Raw genomic sequence first — 16,473 nt, forward strand, 5'->3', positions numbered from 1 at the left:
GCGGGTTTTGACTGCAACACACACAAGGTTTAAAGCAAAAAATACATACGAACCTGCATGTAAACGTTACAATAATGGCTTGAAGATTTAAATTATTTTCCAGTCAAACACATGCAATTTCTTACCCATAGTTCCAGCGCAAGGTTACCTACCCAGTATGGTGATTTTGATCTGCACGTATTTCATGATAACCGGACCAATGTTGAACATGTCGCGCTGACCTGCGGCGACATCACCCGTTCACAGAATCCGCTGGTACGCGTGCATTCCGAATGCCTCACCGGGGATGTGTTTTCTTCTACGCGCTGCGATTGCGGTGAACAGTTGCATCATGCCCAGCGGCTGATTCAGGAACATGGCCACGGCCTGGTGCTTTACCTGAAAAACCATGAGGGACGCGGCATAGGCCTCAGCAATAAAATGCGCGCCTATGCCTTGCAGGACCAGGGACTGGACACAGTAGAAGCCAACGAAGCACTTGGGCTGCCGGTGGATAGTCGCAGCTACGAAGCGGCTTCAGAGATGCTGGCATTCTTTGAAATTAATTCTGTGCGCCTGCTTACCAACAACTCTGGCAAACGTTCCGCACTGGAAATGCTAGGGATTACTGTGCACCAGCAAGTACCTTTGCTGACCGAACCTACTTTAGAAAACCTGAGATACCTGCAAACCAAATCCGCAAAACTTGGTCATATTATTCCTGACCTGATGGGGTAAGTCGCGGCAAGCACGCTTGAGCGCTTTCAGTTCAAAACGCGACCGATTTCTTGCGGTTATAAGCATTGAATTAAATGTTATAACCATGGCCAAACGCCAGGTTTATACTGCACGCTTGTCACGCAATCACAAGGAGCAGCAAGATGAAACCTGAGACGATCTCCATCCATGGCGGCTATTCACCAGAAGCCACGACCAAAGCGGTCGCCGTCCCTATTTATCAAACCACTTCTTACGCGTTTGACAATACCCAGCATGGCGCCGACCTGTTCGATCTCAAGGTTCAGGGCAATATCTATACGCGCATCATGAACCCGACCACCGCGGTGCTTGAAGAGCGCATCACCCAGCTTGAAGGCGGCATTGGCGGGCTTGCGCTGGCCTCAGGCATGGCTGCCATCACTTACGCCATTCAGACCATTGCCGAAGCTGGCGACAACATCGTTTCGGTATCAACGCTGTATGGCGGCACTTATAACCTGTTTGCGCACACATTGCCCAAGCAAGGCATTGAGGTCCGGTTCTTTGATTACCGCGACCCGGCTTCGCTTGAGAAACTGATCGATAGCCGTACCAAGCTGGTGTTCGCAGAAACCATAGGTAATCCACTGGGTAATGTGGTCGACCTAGCCGCCATCAGTGAAGCCGCACACAAACATGGCGTACCGGTGATTGTAGACAACACGGTTGCGACTCCGATTCTGTCCAAGCCGTTTGAACATGGCGTAGATATTGTTGTGCACTCACTCACAAAATATATAGGCGGCCATGGCAACTCGATTGGCGGCATTATTGTCGATAGCGGCAAATTTCCGTGGGGGGATCACGCAGCGCGCTTCCCTAGTTTGAATACACCTGACCCCAGCTATCACGGCGTTAACTATGTTGAAGCATTGGGGCCGGCTGCTTTCATCGCCCGCGCCCGTGTCGTGCCCTTACGTAATACCGGCGCAGCCATCAGCCCTTTTAATAGCTTCCTTATCCTGCAAGGGCTGGAAACATTACCGCTACGCATGGAACGTCATAGCAGCAATGCCCTGGCGATTGCGCATTACCTCAAGCAGCATCCAAAAGTGAAGTGGGTCAACTATGCCGGGCTGGAAGATCACAGGGATTACCCGCTGGTCAAAAAATACCTGAATGGCCTGGCTTCGGGCATCCTTTCCTTTGGTGTGCAGGGCGGTAAAGAAGGCGGTACCAAATTTATAGATGCGCTGCAATTGTTCACCCGCCTGGTGAATATTGGCGATGCCAAAAGTCTAGCTTGCCATCCAGCGACAACCACGCACCGTCAACTGAATCCTGAAGAACTGGCAAAAGCAGGTGTCAGCGAAGACCTGGTCAGGCTTTCGGCTGGCCTGGAACATATTGATGACCTGATTGCCGACCTGGAGCAGGCACTGTCAAAGGTATAAACATTGATAACGCATGACGCTTTGACGAACACCTGATTTCGGCATAGTGTTTCTGCTAATACTATAAAGAGGGAAAACAATTACTGCCTGTGCGCTCGCTTATCACCAGCATACTGTTGCTGACTTTTACTGCGGTCGCTTGTGCTTCAGGGTCATATATCGGCCAGTTTCTTTTCAATTATGAAGGCGGCAGCGTCTATCGCGTGATTTTGAAGGATGCCATGTCGCTGTCACGGGAATGCATCAAAGGCCCGGAAAAAGGTGCGCAAGGCATAGAAAACCCTGAGCGTTTTAAAGTAGCAGACAAGATTTACTTTTCCAGCTGGGTAGAAAAAACAGGAATTCAGGTATCCCGGGTGATTAATCTGAACACCTTGAAAGTTTACTCAACCATTATTGAAGGCGAAGAGCGCTATGTCGTGACGGGCAATATCGTCAGTGAGAAATAACTTGCACATGCCAGATGATGGCCTAGAACTTTTATTATCTTGCTGTCATCAGATCGATGACAGGCTTTGATTGTTGACTGTTCAGGCACTTTAAAAAGCCATGTCTGCTAACATGCCCTTACGATGGATCATCCTTGGAGAAAAAACATGAAAACCATGATTGCGCTTACTCTGGCAATTGTTTCAAACGCCACCCTCGCAAATATTGTCGTACCGCTACAAGTGGTGGATGGAAAAAGGCACGGGTGCAAACGCCGGGAAAGTCACGATTTCTGAAACCAAATATGGCCTGGTGTTTACGCCGGAATTGCAAGGCCTGCCTGCAGGGACACATGGGTTTCATATTCACCAGAACCCTAGCTGTGACCCAAAAGAGAAAGATGGAAAAATGACGGCTGCTGGTGCAGCGGGTGGTCATTATGACCCTGACAATAGCAACAAGCACGATGCACCATGGGGTGATGGCCACCTGGGTGATTTGCCAGCCCTGTATGTGAACGCCAATGGCACATCTAACCAGCCGGTACTGGCTCCCAGACTGAAGCTGAGTGATATCAGTGGCCGCGCCCTGATGGTACATGTCGGTGGGGACAATCATTCTGATCATCCTGCAGCGCTGGGCGGTGGTGGTGCGCGGTTTGCCTGTGGTGTGATTAAATAGTCACTATTGCCCCATACTAATCAACTGATAACCCAGGAAATCACTTGATGAGCGAAGAAAGAACACTAAGCACGTCACGAACGCTGCCCTACACACCCAGTAAAATCTATGACGCCTTTGCATCCGCTGAGCTGCTGGCAGCATGGTGGGGGCCGGATGGTTTTACCAATACCTTCGAGATTTTTGAGTTCAAGAAGGGCGGACGCTGGAAGTTTGTGATGCATGGCCCTGACGGCAAGCATTATGCGAACGAAAGCACCTTCAAGGAACTGGTCAAGGATGCCAAAGTCGTCATCTATCATGCCTGCCAGCCGTTTTTCACGCTGACGGTGGAGCTTACGCCTGTCAGCGATGGCACCCATTTAAACTGGCAGCAGGTTTTCGATGATGCGCAGACTGCGCAAGCCGTCAAACAGATTGTGGGGTCAGCAAATGAACTGAACATTGACAGGCTGATGCAGGTGCTCAGCAAGATTGCCAGTCCCCAATAACTCCCTTACTGGTTTTACCAGCAAGGCCTGTTTTTTTATAGAATGACTTATTCGACTACTTCTGAGACATGATGGAAGACACAGAGAAAATCAAAGGCCCCGCCTCTTACTTCCCGTCTATAAAAGCAAAGTATGGCCATCCGGTTGAACACTGGTTTGATATCTTGCGCCAGGCTGGTGATCTTAAAAAACATATGGAGCTGGTCAACCTGCTCAAATCGGCACATGGATTGGGACATGGTCATGCCAATGCCCTGGTCGCGCATCACCTGGAAAAAAATAAGGCATAGGAACAGCTATGCCTTAGTGTGCTTTAAACAAAAAAGGCGTAACGATCACCGTTACGCCTTTTTATTTTATCAGCCTAAGCTAGAGTACAGATTAAAACACGCGCAATTGCGTAGGTTTGATATATACCGTTTCGCCCTGCTTGAAATTGAGCTGATTAAAGACATCGCGGCCCAATTCCACATCGACATATTGCTCATTGTCTGTACGTTTGATTTCCAGGCGCACCAATGAACCGACCGAGTGCACATAAGTCAGTGCGCCGGCAATTGTATTCAATGCTGGTTCGCGGCTGACTGCAATCTCGTAAGGGCGCACAAAGCCTTTACCTTGCGGGGTTTCAAACGCGTTTACATTGCCGAGGAACTCATACACAAATGGCGTGGCCGGATCGTCATACACGGCTTGCGGCGAACCCACCTGCTCGATCTGGCCGTGGTTCATTACGACAATGGTGTCAGCCACTTCAAGGGCTTCTTCCTGGTCATGAGTCACAAATACGCTGGTCACATGCAACTCGTCATGCAGGCGGCGCAACCAGCGGCGCAGATCTTTACGCACCTTGGCATCCAGTGCGCCAAATGGCTCATCCAGTAATAATACTTTTGGCTCAACCGCCAGTGCACGTGCCAGGGCAATACGCTGGCGCTGGCCACCGGAAAGCTGTGGCGGGTAACGGTCTGCCAGCCAGTCCAGTTGCACCAGCTTCAGCAAGTCGTGTACACGCTTTTTAATTTCGGCGTTTGAAGGACGTGTCTCTTTTGGACGCACACGCAGACCAAACGCTACATTTTCAAACACCGTCATGTGCCTGAACAGCGCGTAATGCTGAAATACAAAGCCAACCTGGCGCTCACGCACATCTGCATGTGTAGTATCGACGCCATCAAACAATACCTGACCTTTATCAGGCGATTCCAGTCCGGCAATAATGCGCAACAATGTGGTTTTACCGCACCCGGATGGTCCCAACAAAGCAACCAGCTCGCCACTTGGCACTTCCAGATCAATGTCGCGCAGCGCGCTGAATTGACCAAAACCCTTGCTAATTTGTTGTATGGTGATGCCCATATTAAACCGTCACTTCCTTTTCCTGAATAGCTGCATCGTGTGATGCCCGCCATTCGACATAGGTTTTCAAAACCAGGGTTACCAATGCCAGCAAAGTCAGCAGTGAGGCCACTGCAAACGCTGCTGCATAGTTATATTCGTTATATAAAATTTCCACATGCAGTGGCATGGTATTGGTCATGCCACGGATATGTCCCGACACCACAGATACCGCGCCAAACTCACCCATCGCCCTGGCATTGGTAAGAATCACGCCATAGATCAAACCCCACTTCACATTTGGCAAGGTCACATGCCATAACATTTTCCAACCGGAAGCGCCGAGCACTAATGCAGCTTCTTCCTCTTCCTTACCTTGCGCTTGCATCAGAGGAATCAACTCGCGGGCAACAAACGGGAAAGTAATAAAAATGGTCGCCAGGATAATGCCGGGAACCGCAAATACCACTTTGTAATCATGATCAATCAGCCACTCGCCAAACCAGCCTTGCAGACCAAATATCAGCACAAAAATCAAACCGGCGATCACGGGCGAAACCGCAAATGGCAAATCGATCAAGGTAATCAGGAAACTTTTGCCGCGGAAATCAAACTTGGTAATCGCCCAGGCAGCAGCCACGCCAAACACCAGGTTGAGAGGTACGGATACCAATGAGGCAATCAACGTCAGCTTCATTGCAGACAAAGCATCAGCCTCAGTAATCGCCGCCAGGTACACTCCCCAGCCTTTGCGCAGTGCTTCTGCGAACACCGCTGCCAGCGGAATCAGCAGGAACAGAGCGAGGAATACTAACGCAATGCCTATCAGTGTCCAGCGCACCCATGGAGGTTCGGAAGTGGCACGTTTATAAGCCACTTTGCCCTGGTATTGTTCTAGTTGTGTTGTATGCATATTTTTCGTTTAGTAGATTCAGTGAGCGAGTAATGTAAAACCTCTACTTGCCGCCATGACGGTGGCTGCTCCACCACTGCAACAGGTTAATCAACAGCAGCAAGGCAAAGGAAATGACCAGCATCACTACTGCAATCGCTGTGGCGCCGGCGTAATCATATTGCTCAAGCTTGGTGATAATCATCAATGGCGTAATTTCTGAAATCATCGGCATGTTACCGGCGATAAAAATCACCGAGCCATACTCGCCGACTGCGCGGGCAAAAGATAACGAGAAACCGGTAAGTAACGCCGGCCAGATAGCCGGGAGAATAACCTTGAAAAATGTCTGCCAGCGGTTGGCGCCCAGGCTGGCGGCGGCTTCTTCCAACTCAGTACTGAAATCCTCCAGCACAGGTTGCACTGTACGCACCACAAAAGGCAAACCGATAAAGGTGAGGGCGACAACCACACCCAGTGGCGTAAAGGCGACTTTAATACCATGAGGCTCCAGCCATTGACCAAGCCATCCATTGGGGGCATAAATGGCGGTCAGGGAAATACCGGCTACTGCGGTAGGTAAGGCAAATGGCAAATCAACCAGTGCATCCAGGATTTTTTTGCCAAAAAACTGGTAGCGCACCAACACCCAAGCGGTCAGCAAGCCAAATACCAGATTGATCACTGCAGCAAGTAATGAAGCGCCAAATGTTAAGCGGTAAGTGGCCAATACACGCGGCGTGGTCACAATGGCCCAGAATTCGCTAAAACTTAATTCGGTAGTGCGAAGAAAAACAGCTGCCAGGGGAATTAATACGATCAGGCTTAAATATACCAATGTATAGCCAAGCGACAGACCAAAGCCGGGCAATAAATGTTTTTTTCTAGTTGTCATATGGCTCGTGCCGTTTTAAACAGGGGCTAATGTAGCCGGATTCTTATTATTCACAAAAGAATGATTAATCATTAATTTATAACTGACTGTTATATCAGTACATTTGATGATTAAATTCTTTTGTTGGAGTTTTTATTTTAATAAATAAGGCTGCTTAAGTGGTAAGGATGTCTTGACCCTTAGGCACTTAAGCTGCCAATACCATGCGTTTTAATTTACTGAAAAAAAGATCAGGCCACTTTCGGGGACCGATGATGCAACTGGTCATTCAACACCTTGGCGACGACAGGTTCAGCCAGGAAATTGCCTTGCAGTATAGTCGCACCTGAAGCAATTGCGATATCCAACTGCTGCTGGGTTTCAACACCAACGATCACCGGTGTACTGCCCAGATCCTGTACTGCATGCACCAATCCACTCAAGGCTTTGGCCAGTGAAGGCTGTTTTGCTGCCTGGTGGATCACAGAAATATCAAACTTAATAAAGTCATGCTGCACACCCCACAAGCGGTATAACTTGCTATGGTGATTGCCCACATGGTCAAACGCGATTCTGTAGCCCAGTGAACGGTAGTTTTCAATCGCCGCAATCAGGTGTTTGTCCTGGTCTATCAACGACTCATTAATTTCAAGTACCACGCGATCCGTCGGCACCGAGTACTGGTGCAGTATTTGCTCGAATACCTTACCGTGTGCGCTGACTTCCAGTAACAGTTTGGGATGGACATTCAAGAACAGCAGACCGTTTTCCTGGTGAATCGCACGGAAGTTAAGCACATGCTGTGAGCGGCATACGCGGTCGAATTGCACCAGTTTTCCGGATTGCTCTGCATAGGTAAATGCAAATTCCGGTGTACTGCCCAGCGTGCCAAATAGCGAAGGACGAATCAAAGCTTCATAGCCGTAGATATCCCCTTGTTTGGCATCATAAATAGGCTGGAAAGCCGTTTTCAAATGTACGCCGATAAAAGTACTTTCATACTCGCCGGTGTTGGCTTCAATCAGTCCTAACTCTTCCAGATCTAACGATAGCACCTGTTTTAATTCGGCGCGTAATTGCACTACATGTTCTGGTTCCTGATGTGGTTGTCGCTGGGTCATCATCCCCTCCTCTGTTCGTTGCTACGTTAAACGCTGAAACGTTTATTTCTGGTAAATCTGGTCAAAGATGCCACCATCACTGAAGTGTGTATTTTCGGCATCAGTCCAACTACCAAATACCTCTTTCACAGTAAAGGTATGAATCTTTTTAAACGCTGGCTGGGATGCTTCACTGATTTGCGGACGCAAATAATGTTTCGCGGCGATGGCCTGGCCTTGCGGCGAGAAATGGAATTCAAGATAGGCTTGTGCCTGCTTGCGTGTGCCTTTTTTATCGACCACTTTGTCTACCACGGCTACCGGGTTTTCCGCCAACACGGTGACTGAAGGATAAACAACTTCATATTTGTCTTCGCCAAGTTCTTTTTGCAGCAGATACACTTCATTCTCAAATGTCACCAGTACATCACCGATTTCGCGTTGTGCGAAGGTTGTGGTGGCGCCACGACCACCGGTATCCAGCACCGGCACGTGTTTGAACAATTCGGTGACGAACTGGCGGGCTTTGGCCGAATCACCGCCTTTTTGCGTGATATATCCCCAGGCAGCCAGGTAACTATATTTACCGTTACCTGAAGTTTTCGGGTTGGGGATCACAGATGCCACACCCGGACGAATCAAATCATCCCAGTCTTTAATACGTTTAGGATTGCCCTTGCGTACCAGAAACACAGTTGGCGAAGCGCTAGGCACGCTGTTGTTTGGTAAACGTGTTTGCCAGTTGGCAGGAATCAATTTGCCTTTTTGGGTCAGGATATCAATATCCGCGCTACGGTTCATCGTAATCACATCTGCTGGCAAACCATCCACTACCGAGCGCGCCTGTTTTGTAGAGCCTCCGTGTGATTGGTTGATGGTGATAGTCTCGCCTGTTTTTTCTTTCCAGTATTGAATAAACGCCGGGTTAAAGTCTTTATAAAACTCCCTGGTCACATCATAAGAAGCGTTTAACAATTCGGCGGCTTGCAGTGACACACTGCTGAATAATGCAACCAGCAAGACACTGCGCAAAATAGACGACATACATAACTCCTTAAGATGAATGGGCTGCACTATACAGAGGTATACATATTTTTAAAAAGAATAAAAAATAATATGTTTATACTTGTTAAGCATATTAAATTGCCTTAATTATTTCATATAGATTTCATTGCAAGTCTTGATTTGAAGGAGTAGTTTAATAGCTCGAATAGATTTACTCCAATAGGCGAAGACTGATTTTTTAAAACTTCTTAACTAATAACCAAATAGAATAAGTAAATAATTAAAAATTATTTGACTTTAACTCTGGTCAATTACAAAACTTTATTTTATAGTGTGCGCATACAAAAAGCTGACTAGATGACTAGAGGCCAGATGCACACACAAAGTGCATCTGGCTTTTCTTTTTTAATCAGCTAATGCAATACTGACAGGACAATTTACCATGCAAGAGATTGCGATTGAGCATATCGTGCAAGAACTGGCCAACATAAGGGAAAGTGCTTTGCAACAGCGGCAGCGCTTATCGCAACCGCCCAAGTTACCCTCACGTAAAGCGTTGGGGCAGTGCGTGGAGTGGCTGGCAGCGGCTTTATTCCCCAACCGTCTTGGTGAACCTGATATCCAGGCGAATGCGATTAACTTTTACGTTGGCACCACACTGGATAAAGCCCTGCGCGAACTACAGCACCAGATCCGCCTTGAACTGGCATTTAAAGCGCCCAGTGAAGTGGCCAATCAGTTCCATTTACAAGCGCATACCCTCACCGGGCAGTTTTCCGAGCATCTGCCGCGTATCCGCATACAACTTGATACCGATCTCGAGGCCGCTTATCAAGGGGATCCCGCCGCAGATAGTGTGGATGAAATCCTTGTCAGCTACCCTGGCATTCTGGCGCTGATTCACTATCGCATTGCCCATGTACTGCATGGCTTGGGGTTAACCATCATTGCGCGCTTGATGACCGAAATTGCACATTCACAGACCGGGATAGATATACACCCCGGTGCGCATATCGGCGATCACTTCTTCATAGATCATGGCACAGGCGTTGTGATTGGAGAGACTGCCATCATTGGTAACCATGTACGCTTGTACCAGGCCGTAACATTGGGAGCCAAAAACTTCCCTAAAGATGCCAATGGCCACCTTGTGAAGAAATTCGAACGCCACCCGATTTTAGAGGATTATGTGGTGGTATATGCCGGTGCCACCATTCTAGGCCGCATTACCATAGGCAAACATTCCGTCATTGGCGGTAACGTGTGGGTTACCCGCAACGTGCCAGCCAACAGCCATGTTACACAAGCACATTCGGATGCTAAGCCCATTTCGGCCGCTGCTTGATTTTTTGTTTTATAGCCATTTGAAGTCATACGAATAAGGAGAACATATGTCACAACAGCCATCTCAGACCGCATTAGGCGATGTCGCCGCACGGACGCTTGCCAATGCAACCAAATCGGTACCTATGCTCAGTACTATCAGCCCACGCTGGCTGGTGCATTTACTGAACTGGGTACCGGTTGAAGCAGGTATTTACCGCGTTAACAAGGCGAAAGATCCAGCGGCAATTACGGTTGATTGCTCTAATAAAGACGAAAAAGAGCTGCCAGCTACCTTTGTTGATTACGAAGAGTGGGGCCGTGAATATGTATTGAATGCAGTGAACACTGTGGTAGACGTGCATACCCGTGTGTCTGACCTGTACAGCAGTCCGCATAACCAGATTAAAGAGCAGTTACGCCTGACCATTGAAGTGGTCAAAGAGCGTCAGGAAAGCGAACTGATCAATAACAAAGAATACGGTTTACTGAATAACGTAGCCAAATCACAAATCGTGAAAACACGTAATGGCTACCCTACACCTGACGACCTGGACGAGTTGCTGAGCAAAGTCTGGAAAGAACCAGCATTCTTCTTGGCTCACCCGAAAGCAATTGCCGCATTTGGCCGCGAATGTACCCGCCGTGGTGTGCCTCCACCAACAGTATCCCTGTTCGGTTCACAATTCATCACTTGGCGCGGTATTCCACTAATCCCTAGTGACAAATTGCCTATCGCGAATGGCAAATCAAAAATCCTGTTGTTACGCGTAGGCGAGAGCAAACAAGGTGTGATTGGTTTGTATCAACCGAATTTACCTGGTCAACAAAACATGGGCTTGTCTGTGCGCTTCATGGGCATTAACCACAAAGCGATTGCCTCTTATCTGGTTTCACTCTACTGCTCACTGGCAGTGTTAACTGAAGATGCGATTGCCGTGCTGGAAGATGTCGGAGTTGACCACTATTATGACTACAAGTAATCCAAATACTCATCAGGGTCTGGATTTGGCAAGCTTTGAGCCAGAAGCCATCTTGGGTTCGCTTCCGGGCGAGCATCCTAAAATGGCAGCTGCGCTCGGTGTGGGCAGACAACTTGAGCAAACTGGCGGATTGGATATAGACACACTCAATCGCCTGGCAAACGAGTTATATGCCGAAGGTTTTCCGGCGACAGCACCTTTTCATGCGGCAGACTTTGCCCAATCGCTGAGCACACCCAAGCAGCCACAGGCAGCCATACCGGCGACTGACTCATTGACTACTCACTTAGGGCATGCCACCGGCGGTGTTTCTTCACCTAGTTATGTGCAATCCACTTTTCAACCTGCCATTATGGAAGCACAAGCACAGCAGTTAACGCATGCGCCTGGTGTTGAAACATTGGCTAGTGACCCTAACCATGTTGACGTACTCCATACTGATCCGGACTATCTCGTACCGGGACAGTTTGCGAGCTTGGGCATTGAAATCCCATATCAACAGGAATTGAATCGTTGGCTGGGGCAGTCAAACCCATCGAATCCGACACCACAAACCCAAGTGCCGGGTTTTGGACATTCAGGGTTCGGAAATCCAAGCCACGGAGCTCCGAGTCATGGAAGTCGTAATCCTGGCACTCTCACTCAAGGAACCCAAGGTCACGGAACGCCTGGCAATGTACCACCCGCCAAAGCATCATCCAATAGCCAGTCATTCTACTTCCTGCAAGCTGAGCAGCCCGCGCTACATGGAAGTTTACCTGCTTCTGCGCATCCGGCATTTGATGTGCTGAGCGTTCGCCGTGACTTTCCCATCCTGAATGAGAAAGTCAATGGCAGGCCACTAGTCTGGTTTGATAATGCGGCAACTACGCAAAAACCACAGGTAGTCATTGATAGAGTCAGCTACTTCTATCAGCATGAAAACTCCAACATTCACCGTGCTGCACATGAATTGGCCGCACGTGCGACTGATGCATATGAAGATGCCCGCGAAACCGTGCGTCGTTTTATCAATGCACCATCGGTGAATCAGGTGATTTTTGTGCGTGGCACGACTGAAGGTATTAACCTGGTCGCCAAAACCTGGGGCAAGAAACACATAGCCGCAGGCGATGAAATCGTCGTTTCCAACCTTGAGCACCACGCCAATATCGTGCCTTGGCAGCAGTTGTGTCAGGAAACCGGTGCGGTTTTGAAAGTGATTCCTGTCGACGATAGCGGTCAGATTCTTCTTGAAGAGTACCAAAGACTACTGACACCGAAGACCAAACTGGTATCGTTTACGCAAGTATCTAACGCGCTGGGCACAGTGACGCCAGCACAGGAAATGATTGCGATGGCGCATCGTGCGGGTGCCAAGGTTTTGCTGGATGGCGCGCAGTCGATCTCGCATATGCGTATCGATATACAAGCCCTGGATGCAGATTTCTTCGTGTTCTCCGGTCACAAGATATTTGGGCCTACCGGTATCGGTGTGGTTTATGGCAAAGCCGATGCACTACAAGACATGCCAGCCTGGCAAGGCGGTGGCAACATGATTCAAGACGTGACGTTTGAAAAAACCGTCTATCATGCGGCGCCAGCCAAGTTTGAAGCAGGTACAGGCAATATTGCAGATGCTGTTGGCCTAGGCGCAGCGCTGAAATATGTGGAGCGGATTGGCATTGAAAATATTGCCAATTATGAGCATGCTTTACTGGAGTATGCGACTGGTGCCATGCGCGATATCCGGCATTTGCGTTTGATTGGTACGGCTAAAAACAAAGCCAGCGTATTGTCTTTTGCACTCAAAGGCTACCAGAGCGAAGAAGTAGGTGCAGCACTGAACGAGGAAGGCATTGCCGTGCGTTCCGGTCATCATTGCGCACAACCGATTCTGCGCCGCTTTGGGGTAGAAACGACCGTGCGTCCTTCAGTGGCGTTTTACAACACCTATGAAGAAATTGATCGCATGATTATCGTATTACAACGCCTTTCAGCGCGTCAGCCCTGATTAAGAATGCAGCCAGGTTTCCTGGTTGCATTTTTTCTTTCCATGTCACGTCCCTCTTCTGTTGTGACATTCTGTCCCAGCCTCTGTAAAATCAAGTTCATCCTGACAACAAAATAATTCATCCGTTTTTAAGATGAACTGCCATTCCAGATGAAATTTGACCCACGTAATAACAAATTTACGGCTATCTTCACCGGTGAAATACTTGGAGCCATGCTGCCCTCGATCATACTGATCTGCCTGGCCCTGTTTGTTGCCTACAAATTTATAGATCCTGCCCCACCGCGCAAAATCGTGATTGCCACCGGTAATAACGACCTCAATTACAATGCTTTGGCGGCCATTTATGGCGTATTCCTGAAACAGGAAGGCATTACCTTAGAAACCAGATCAACGTCTGGTGATAAAGAAAATCTGCGTCTGCTGAAAGACCCGGAATCTGATGTGGACATCGCATTTATCCAGGATGGTGAAGCACATGCCGAGGGCGCTGGTACTTTGCTTTCACTGGGTAGTTTGTATTACCAACCGGTGTGGATTTTCTGTCGTTGCAAATTTGAAACCACGCATCTCTCCGCACTCAAAGGTAAAAAAATTGCCATTGGTTACACCGGAAATGGCACCAATACTTTGGTAAGCACTCTGTTAGCTGAAAGCGGCGTCACCGCAGAAAACAGCCAGTTGATCGAAACAGGTGGCGAAGAAGCCGCAGAGGCCTTGCGTAATGGCAAACTGGAAGCTGCATTCTTCGTAGATGTGCCAACCTCCTATGTGATCCGCAGCATGATCGAAGATAAACGACTCAGCCTACTTAGCATGGACACTGCGGAAGCGTTTTCACGAAAATTCTCGTTCCTGCATCACCTGGTGCTACCTGAAGGTGCGATGGACCTGGTTAACAATACGCCACCGCATGATGTGCATATGGTGGCGCCAACAGCGACTTTAGTAGTGAAGGAAAACATGCATCCGGCGCTGGTGTATCTGATGATGAAGGTTATCCGGCAAGTGCATAGCGGCGCCGGTTTGTTTAATACCAAGGATGAGTTTCCATCGGCCAAGGATACTGATTTCCCATTGAGTACCCAGGCCTTGAATTTCTATAAATCCGGCTTGCCATTCATCGATAAATATTTGCCATTCTGGGCTGCTACATTTGTGAATCGTACTTTGATCGTGATTTTGCCCTTGCTGGCACTATTAATCCCATTGACTAAAATCATTCCGATGATTTATGTCTGGCTGGTGAAGCGGAAATTATTTCGCTATTACGGCGAGTTGCGTTATTTGGATACGCAACTCAAGGAAATCAAAACCGCTGAAGACCAGCGATTATTTCTAGAGAAGTTGAACGAGATTGAGCTGAAGGTAATAAATGTTCAGTTACCTGTGCCATTTTCTCAGTACGCGTATGAGTTACGCGCCCATATTGAATTGGTCAGGTCAAAGCTGCAGCATCGCAAATACGACTCGCCTGATCCCGTGACAGCGGCTGATCCCAAATCACAACAATCTTAAAAGCTATTTTGCGCTAGCCCGTACTTGCACCCACTCTTGAAGCGCACGTGCTGTCATCGGCTTGGCATATAAAAATCCCTGCACGAAATCACAGCCCAGGCCTTTTAGATATTCGGCCTGCGCTTCTGTTTCCACACCTTCGGCTACTATCTGGTAATGCAGGTTTTTTCCTAGCACGACGATGGCACTTGTGACTGCCTCCGAGCGCTCTTTGCCGGGAACATCGTTGACAAAGGAGCGATCTACTTTCAGGTAATCACCCGGAATATCCCGCAGATAGGCCAGGCAGGAATATCCGGTCCCGAAATCATCAATTGCCAGTTTGACGCCAACACGCTTGAGTGCCTGCAGGTTTTCCATACTCTTGCACTCTGAATGTACGAATGCACTTTCGGTGAGCTCGATCACCAGGCGTTCCGCTGCCAGCCCGGTTTCACGCAATACCTGCACCACATAATCGGTAAAGCCTTCTGCATTCAATTGCATGGGCGACACATTTACGGAAACCTTGGCATTTGCTAGTTCTTGGTCTTTCCATCCGGCAACCTGCTGGCAGGCGGCTTTGAGCACCCAGGCGCCCATGGGAACGATCAAACCGGTCAACTCCGCCACACCAATAAATTTATTAGGCGGGACTACCCCGTGTTGCGGATGTTGCCAGCGGATCAACGCTTCCACGCCGACCAGCTTGCCACTGTTGAAATCAATTTGTGGTTGATAAACCAGATAAAACTCCTCGTGGGCAATCGCTGCCTCGAGCTCGCTGGCGAAAGCCAGGTCTTCTGGCGGCAAAACCTGCTCATGGACCACACCTTTGCGGTAGTAAGTGATGGTCATGATGCTGACGATTGAAATCAGCGCCAACGTCACAAGGATTGGCGTGACACGCGGATCATGTTTGAAAAATACGCCCATGCCACCAATCGTGATGGCACATAAAAATAAAATGCAAACTATCCAGCGAAGATGCCTGCCTGAATCATCCAGCAGTAACAAATAGCTCATCGAAGTATTCGAGATCTGCTTGGCGAGCAGTGCCGCTGCACACAGCAAGCCACCCAGGCTGGCCAGCATTGAAAGTTGACCATAAGCATCCGGGATACCATACAAGCACGCCAGCCAGCCATTGACCGGCAGCATGATGACCACACACAGCAGCGCCTGGCTGCATTTACTCCATTGTATATGGCACAGAATAGAGGCGAGCAGGACCAAGAAAGCCATTAATAAATCGGTCAGCAACTGGTCATTATTCAAGGCAGTGGCGAAAGTAGTATTGGCAATATCCACATCGATATGACGATGATCGCCGATGACCAGGAATATTTCAGAAAGGAATAAAAGTATTACTGAAGTGGTGACTATCTTGCTGAATCGGGTCTCACGCCATGTTTCCAGCATGGTACGCAGACTCACTATGATAAAAATAATATAACCGAGGCTTAACGCGATACATAAGCCATATTCATCAGGAAAGGTAATAAAAGGGAATGTCAGTAATACTGCAATGATGCTGGCAATCGCCAGCCATGGTGCCTGCTTTTGAACGCTGCGCAAAAAACGATGCCGCATATACTGGCGTTGCGTCGCGCACTCTTGAACATTCACAGCTAACCAGTCGACACTGGAAACTGACATATGATGCCCCCTTAACCCTGACTGTTATTATCCCCGTTTGAACGGTGGTTTTTTACACTATAGGCGCTCAGGAAAA

General features: G+C 48.6%; 16 protein-coding genes. 10 read left to right on the forward strand and 6 right to left on the reverse strand.

Going from position 1 to position 16,473, the window contains the following annotated elements:
* Positions 1–111 precede the first annotated feature (111 nt).
* The 6 genes from ribA to ASG34_RS08265 all read left to right on the forward strand — a co-directional run bounded on the left by ribA (position 112) and on the right by ASG34_RS08265 (position 4,023).
* On the forward strand, positions 112–717 hold the full coding sequence (gene ribA, locus ASG34_RS08240) for a GTP cyclohydrolase II (RefSeq protein ID WP_055829333.1): 606 nt from the start codon (positions 112–114) through the stop codon (positions 715–717).
* Positions 718–860: 143 nt separating this feature from the next.
* Entirely contained in the window at positions 861–2,132 is a 1,272-nt protein-coding gene (locus ASG34_RS08245) for an O-acetylhomoserine aminocarboxypropyltransferase/cysteine synthase family protein (RefSeq protein ID WP_055829336.1), read from the forward strand.
* A gap of 89 nt (positions 2,133–2,221) precedes the next feature.
* Positions 2,222–2,581 (forward strand): MoaF-related domain-containing protein, encoded by a 360-nt coding sequence (locus tag ASG34_RS08250; RefSeq protein WP_235559710.1) that lies wholly within the window; start codon positions 2,222–2,224, stop codon positions 2,579–2,581.
* Positions 2,582–2,741: 160 nt separating this feature from the next.
* The gene (sodC, locus tag ASG34_RS08255; protein ID WP_235559714.1) at positions 2,742–3,242 is read left to right on the forward strand and encodes a superoxide dismutase [Cu-Zn] SodC; all 501 of its coding nucleotides are present in this window, start codon (positions 2,742–2,744) and stop codon (positions 3,240–3,242) included.
* A gap of 47 nt (positions 3,243–3,289) precedes the next feature.
* Positions 3,290–3,733 carry an SRPBCC domain-containing protein gene (locus tag ASG34_RS08260; protein WP_055829342.1) on the forward strand — a complete coding sequence of 148 codons (444 nt, stop codon included), beginning with the start codon at positions 3,290–3,292 and terminating at the stop codon, positions 3,731–3,733.
* 68 nt (positions 3,734–3,801) lie between these two features.
* Positions 3,802–4,023: a DUF4287 domain-containing protein gene (locus ASG34_RS08265; protein WP_200934486.1), complete on the forward strand. Its 222-nt coding sequence runs from the start codon at positions 3,802–3,804 to the stop codon at positions 4,021–4,023.
* 91 nt (positions 4,024–4,114) lie between these two features.
* Here ASG34_RS08265 and ASG34_RS08270 read toward each other — a convergent pair whose 3' ends face one another.
* From ASG34_RS08270 to ASG34_RS08290, 5 genes are all read right to left on the reverse strand, one after another.
* Positions 4,115–5,092 carry a sulfate/molybdate ABC transporter ATP-binding protein gene (locus ASG34_RS08270; RefSeq protein ID WP_055829346.1) on the reverse strand — a complete coding sequence of 326 codons (978 nt, stop codon included), beginning with the start codon at positions 5,090–5,092 and terminating at the stop codon, positions 4,115–4,117.
* Position 5,093: 1 nt separating this feature from the next.
* The gene (gene cysW, locus ASG34_RS08275) at positions 5,094–5,984 is read right to left on the reverse strand and encodes a sulfate ABC transporter permease subunit CysW (protein ID WP_055829349.1); all 891 of its coding nucleotides are present in this window, start codon (positions 5,982–5,984) and stop codon (positions 5,094–5,096) included.
* A 43-nt stretch (positions 5,985–6,027) separates the two neighbouring features.
* Entirely contained in the window at positions 6,028–6,858 is an 831-nt protein-coding gene (gene cysT, locus ASG34_RS08280) for a sulfate ABC transporter permease subunit CysT (RefSeq protein WP_055829352.1), read from the reverse strand.
* 230 nt (positions 6,859–7,088) lie between these two features.
* Positions 7,089–7,958: an EAL domain-containing protein gene (locus ASG34_RS08285; RefSeq protein ID WP_055829355.1), complete on the reverse strand. Its 870-nt coding sequence runs from the start codon at positions 7,956–7,958 to the stop codon at positions 7,089–7,091.
* Between the two features lie 42 nt (positions 7,959–8,000).
* Complete coding sequence (locus ASG34_RS08290) at positions 8,001–8,981, reverse strand: sulfate ABC transporter substrate-binding protein (RefSeq protein WP_055829357.1); 981 nt, start codon at positions 8,979–8,981, stop codon at positions 8,001–8,003.
* A 403-nt stretch (positions 8,982–9,384) separates the two neighbouring features.
* Between ASG34_RS08290 and epsC the strand changes: the two genes are divergently transcribed.
* From epsC to ASG34_RS08310, 4 genes are all read left to right on the forward strand, one after another.
* The gene (epsC, locus tag ASG34_RS08295) at positions 9,385–10,287 is read left to right on the forward strand and encodes a serine O-acetyltransferase EpsC (protein WP_055829360.1); all 903 of its coding nucleotides are present in this window, start codon (positions 9,385–9,387) and stop codon (positions 10,285–10,287) included.
* Between the two features lie 46 nt (positions 10,288–10,333).
* Positions 10,334–11,248, forward strand: coding sequence for a family 2A encapsulin nanocompartment shell protein (locus ASG34_RS08300; protein ID WP_055829363.1), 915 nt, complete (start codon positions 10,334–10,336; stop codon positions 11,246–11,248).
* Complete coding sequence (locus ASG34_RS08305; RefSeq protein ID WP_055829366.1) at positions 11,235–13,241, forward strand: family 2A encapsulin nanocompartment cargo protein cysteine desulfurase; 2,007 nt, start codon at positions 11,235–11,237, stop codon at positions 13,239–13,241. The genes ASG34_RS08300 and ASG34_RS08305 overlap by 14 nt, the downstream gene beginning before the upstream one ends.
* 150 nt (positions 13,242–13,391) lie before the next feature.
* Positions 13,392–14,759 carry a TAXI family TRAP transporter solute-binding subunit gene (locus ASG34_RS08310; RefSeq protein WP_055829371.1) on the forward strand — a complete coding sequence of 456 codons (1,368 nt, stop codon included), beginning with the start codon at positions 13,392–13,394 and terminating at the stop codon, positions 14,757–14,759.
* A gap of 3 nt (positions 14,760–14,762) precedes the next feature.
* Here the strand turns inward: ASG34_RS08310 and ASG34_RS08315 are convergent, their stop codons facing one another.
* The gene (locus tag ASG34_RS08315; RefSeq protein ID WP_235559715.1) at positions 14,763–16,397 is read right to left on the reverse strand and encodes a putative bifunctional diguanylate cyclase/phosphodiesterase; all 1,635 of its coding nucleotides are present in this window, start codon (positions 16,395–16,397) and stop codon (positions 14,763–14,765) included.
* Between the last annotated feature and the right edge of the window lie 76 nt (positions 16,398–16,473).

The sequence above is a fragment of the Methylophilus sp. Leaf416 genome (assembly GCF_001424665.1).
Classification (GTDB): Bacteria; Pseudomonadota; Gammaproteobacteria; order Burkholderiales; family Methylophilaceae; genus Methylophilus.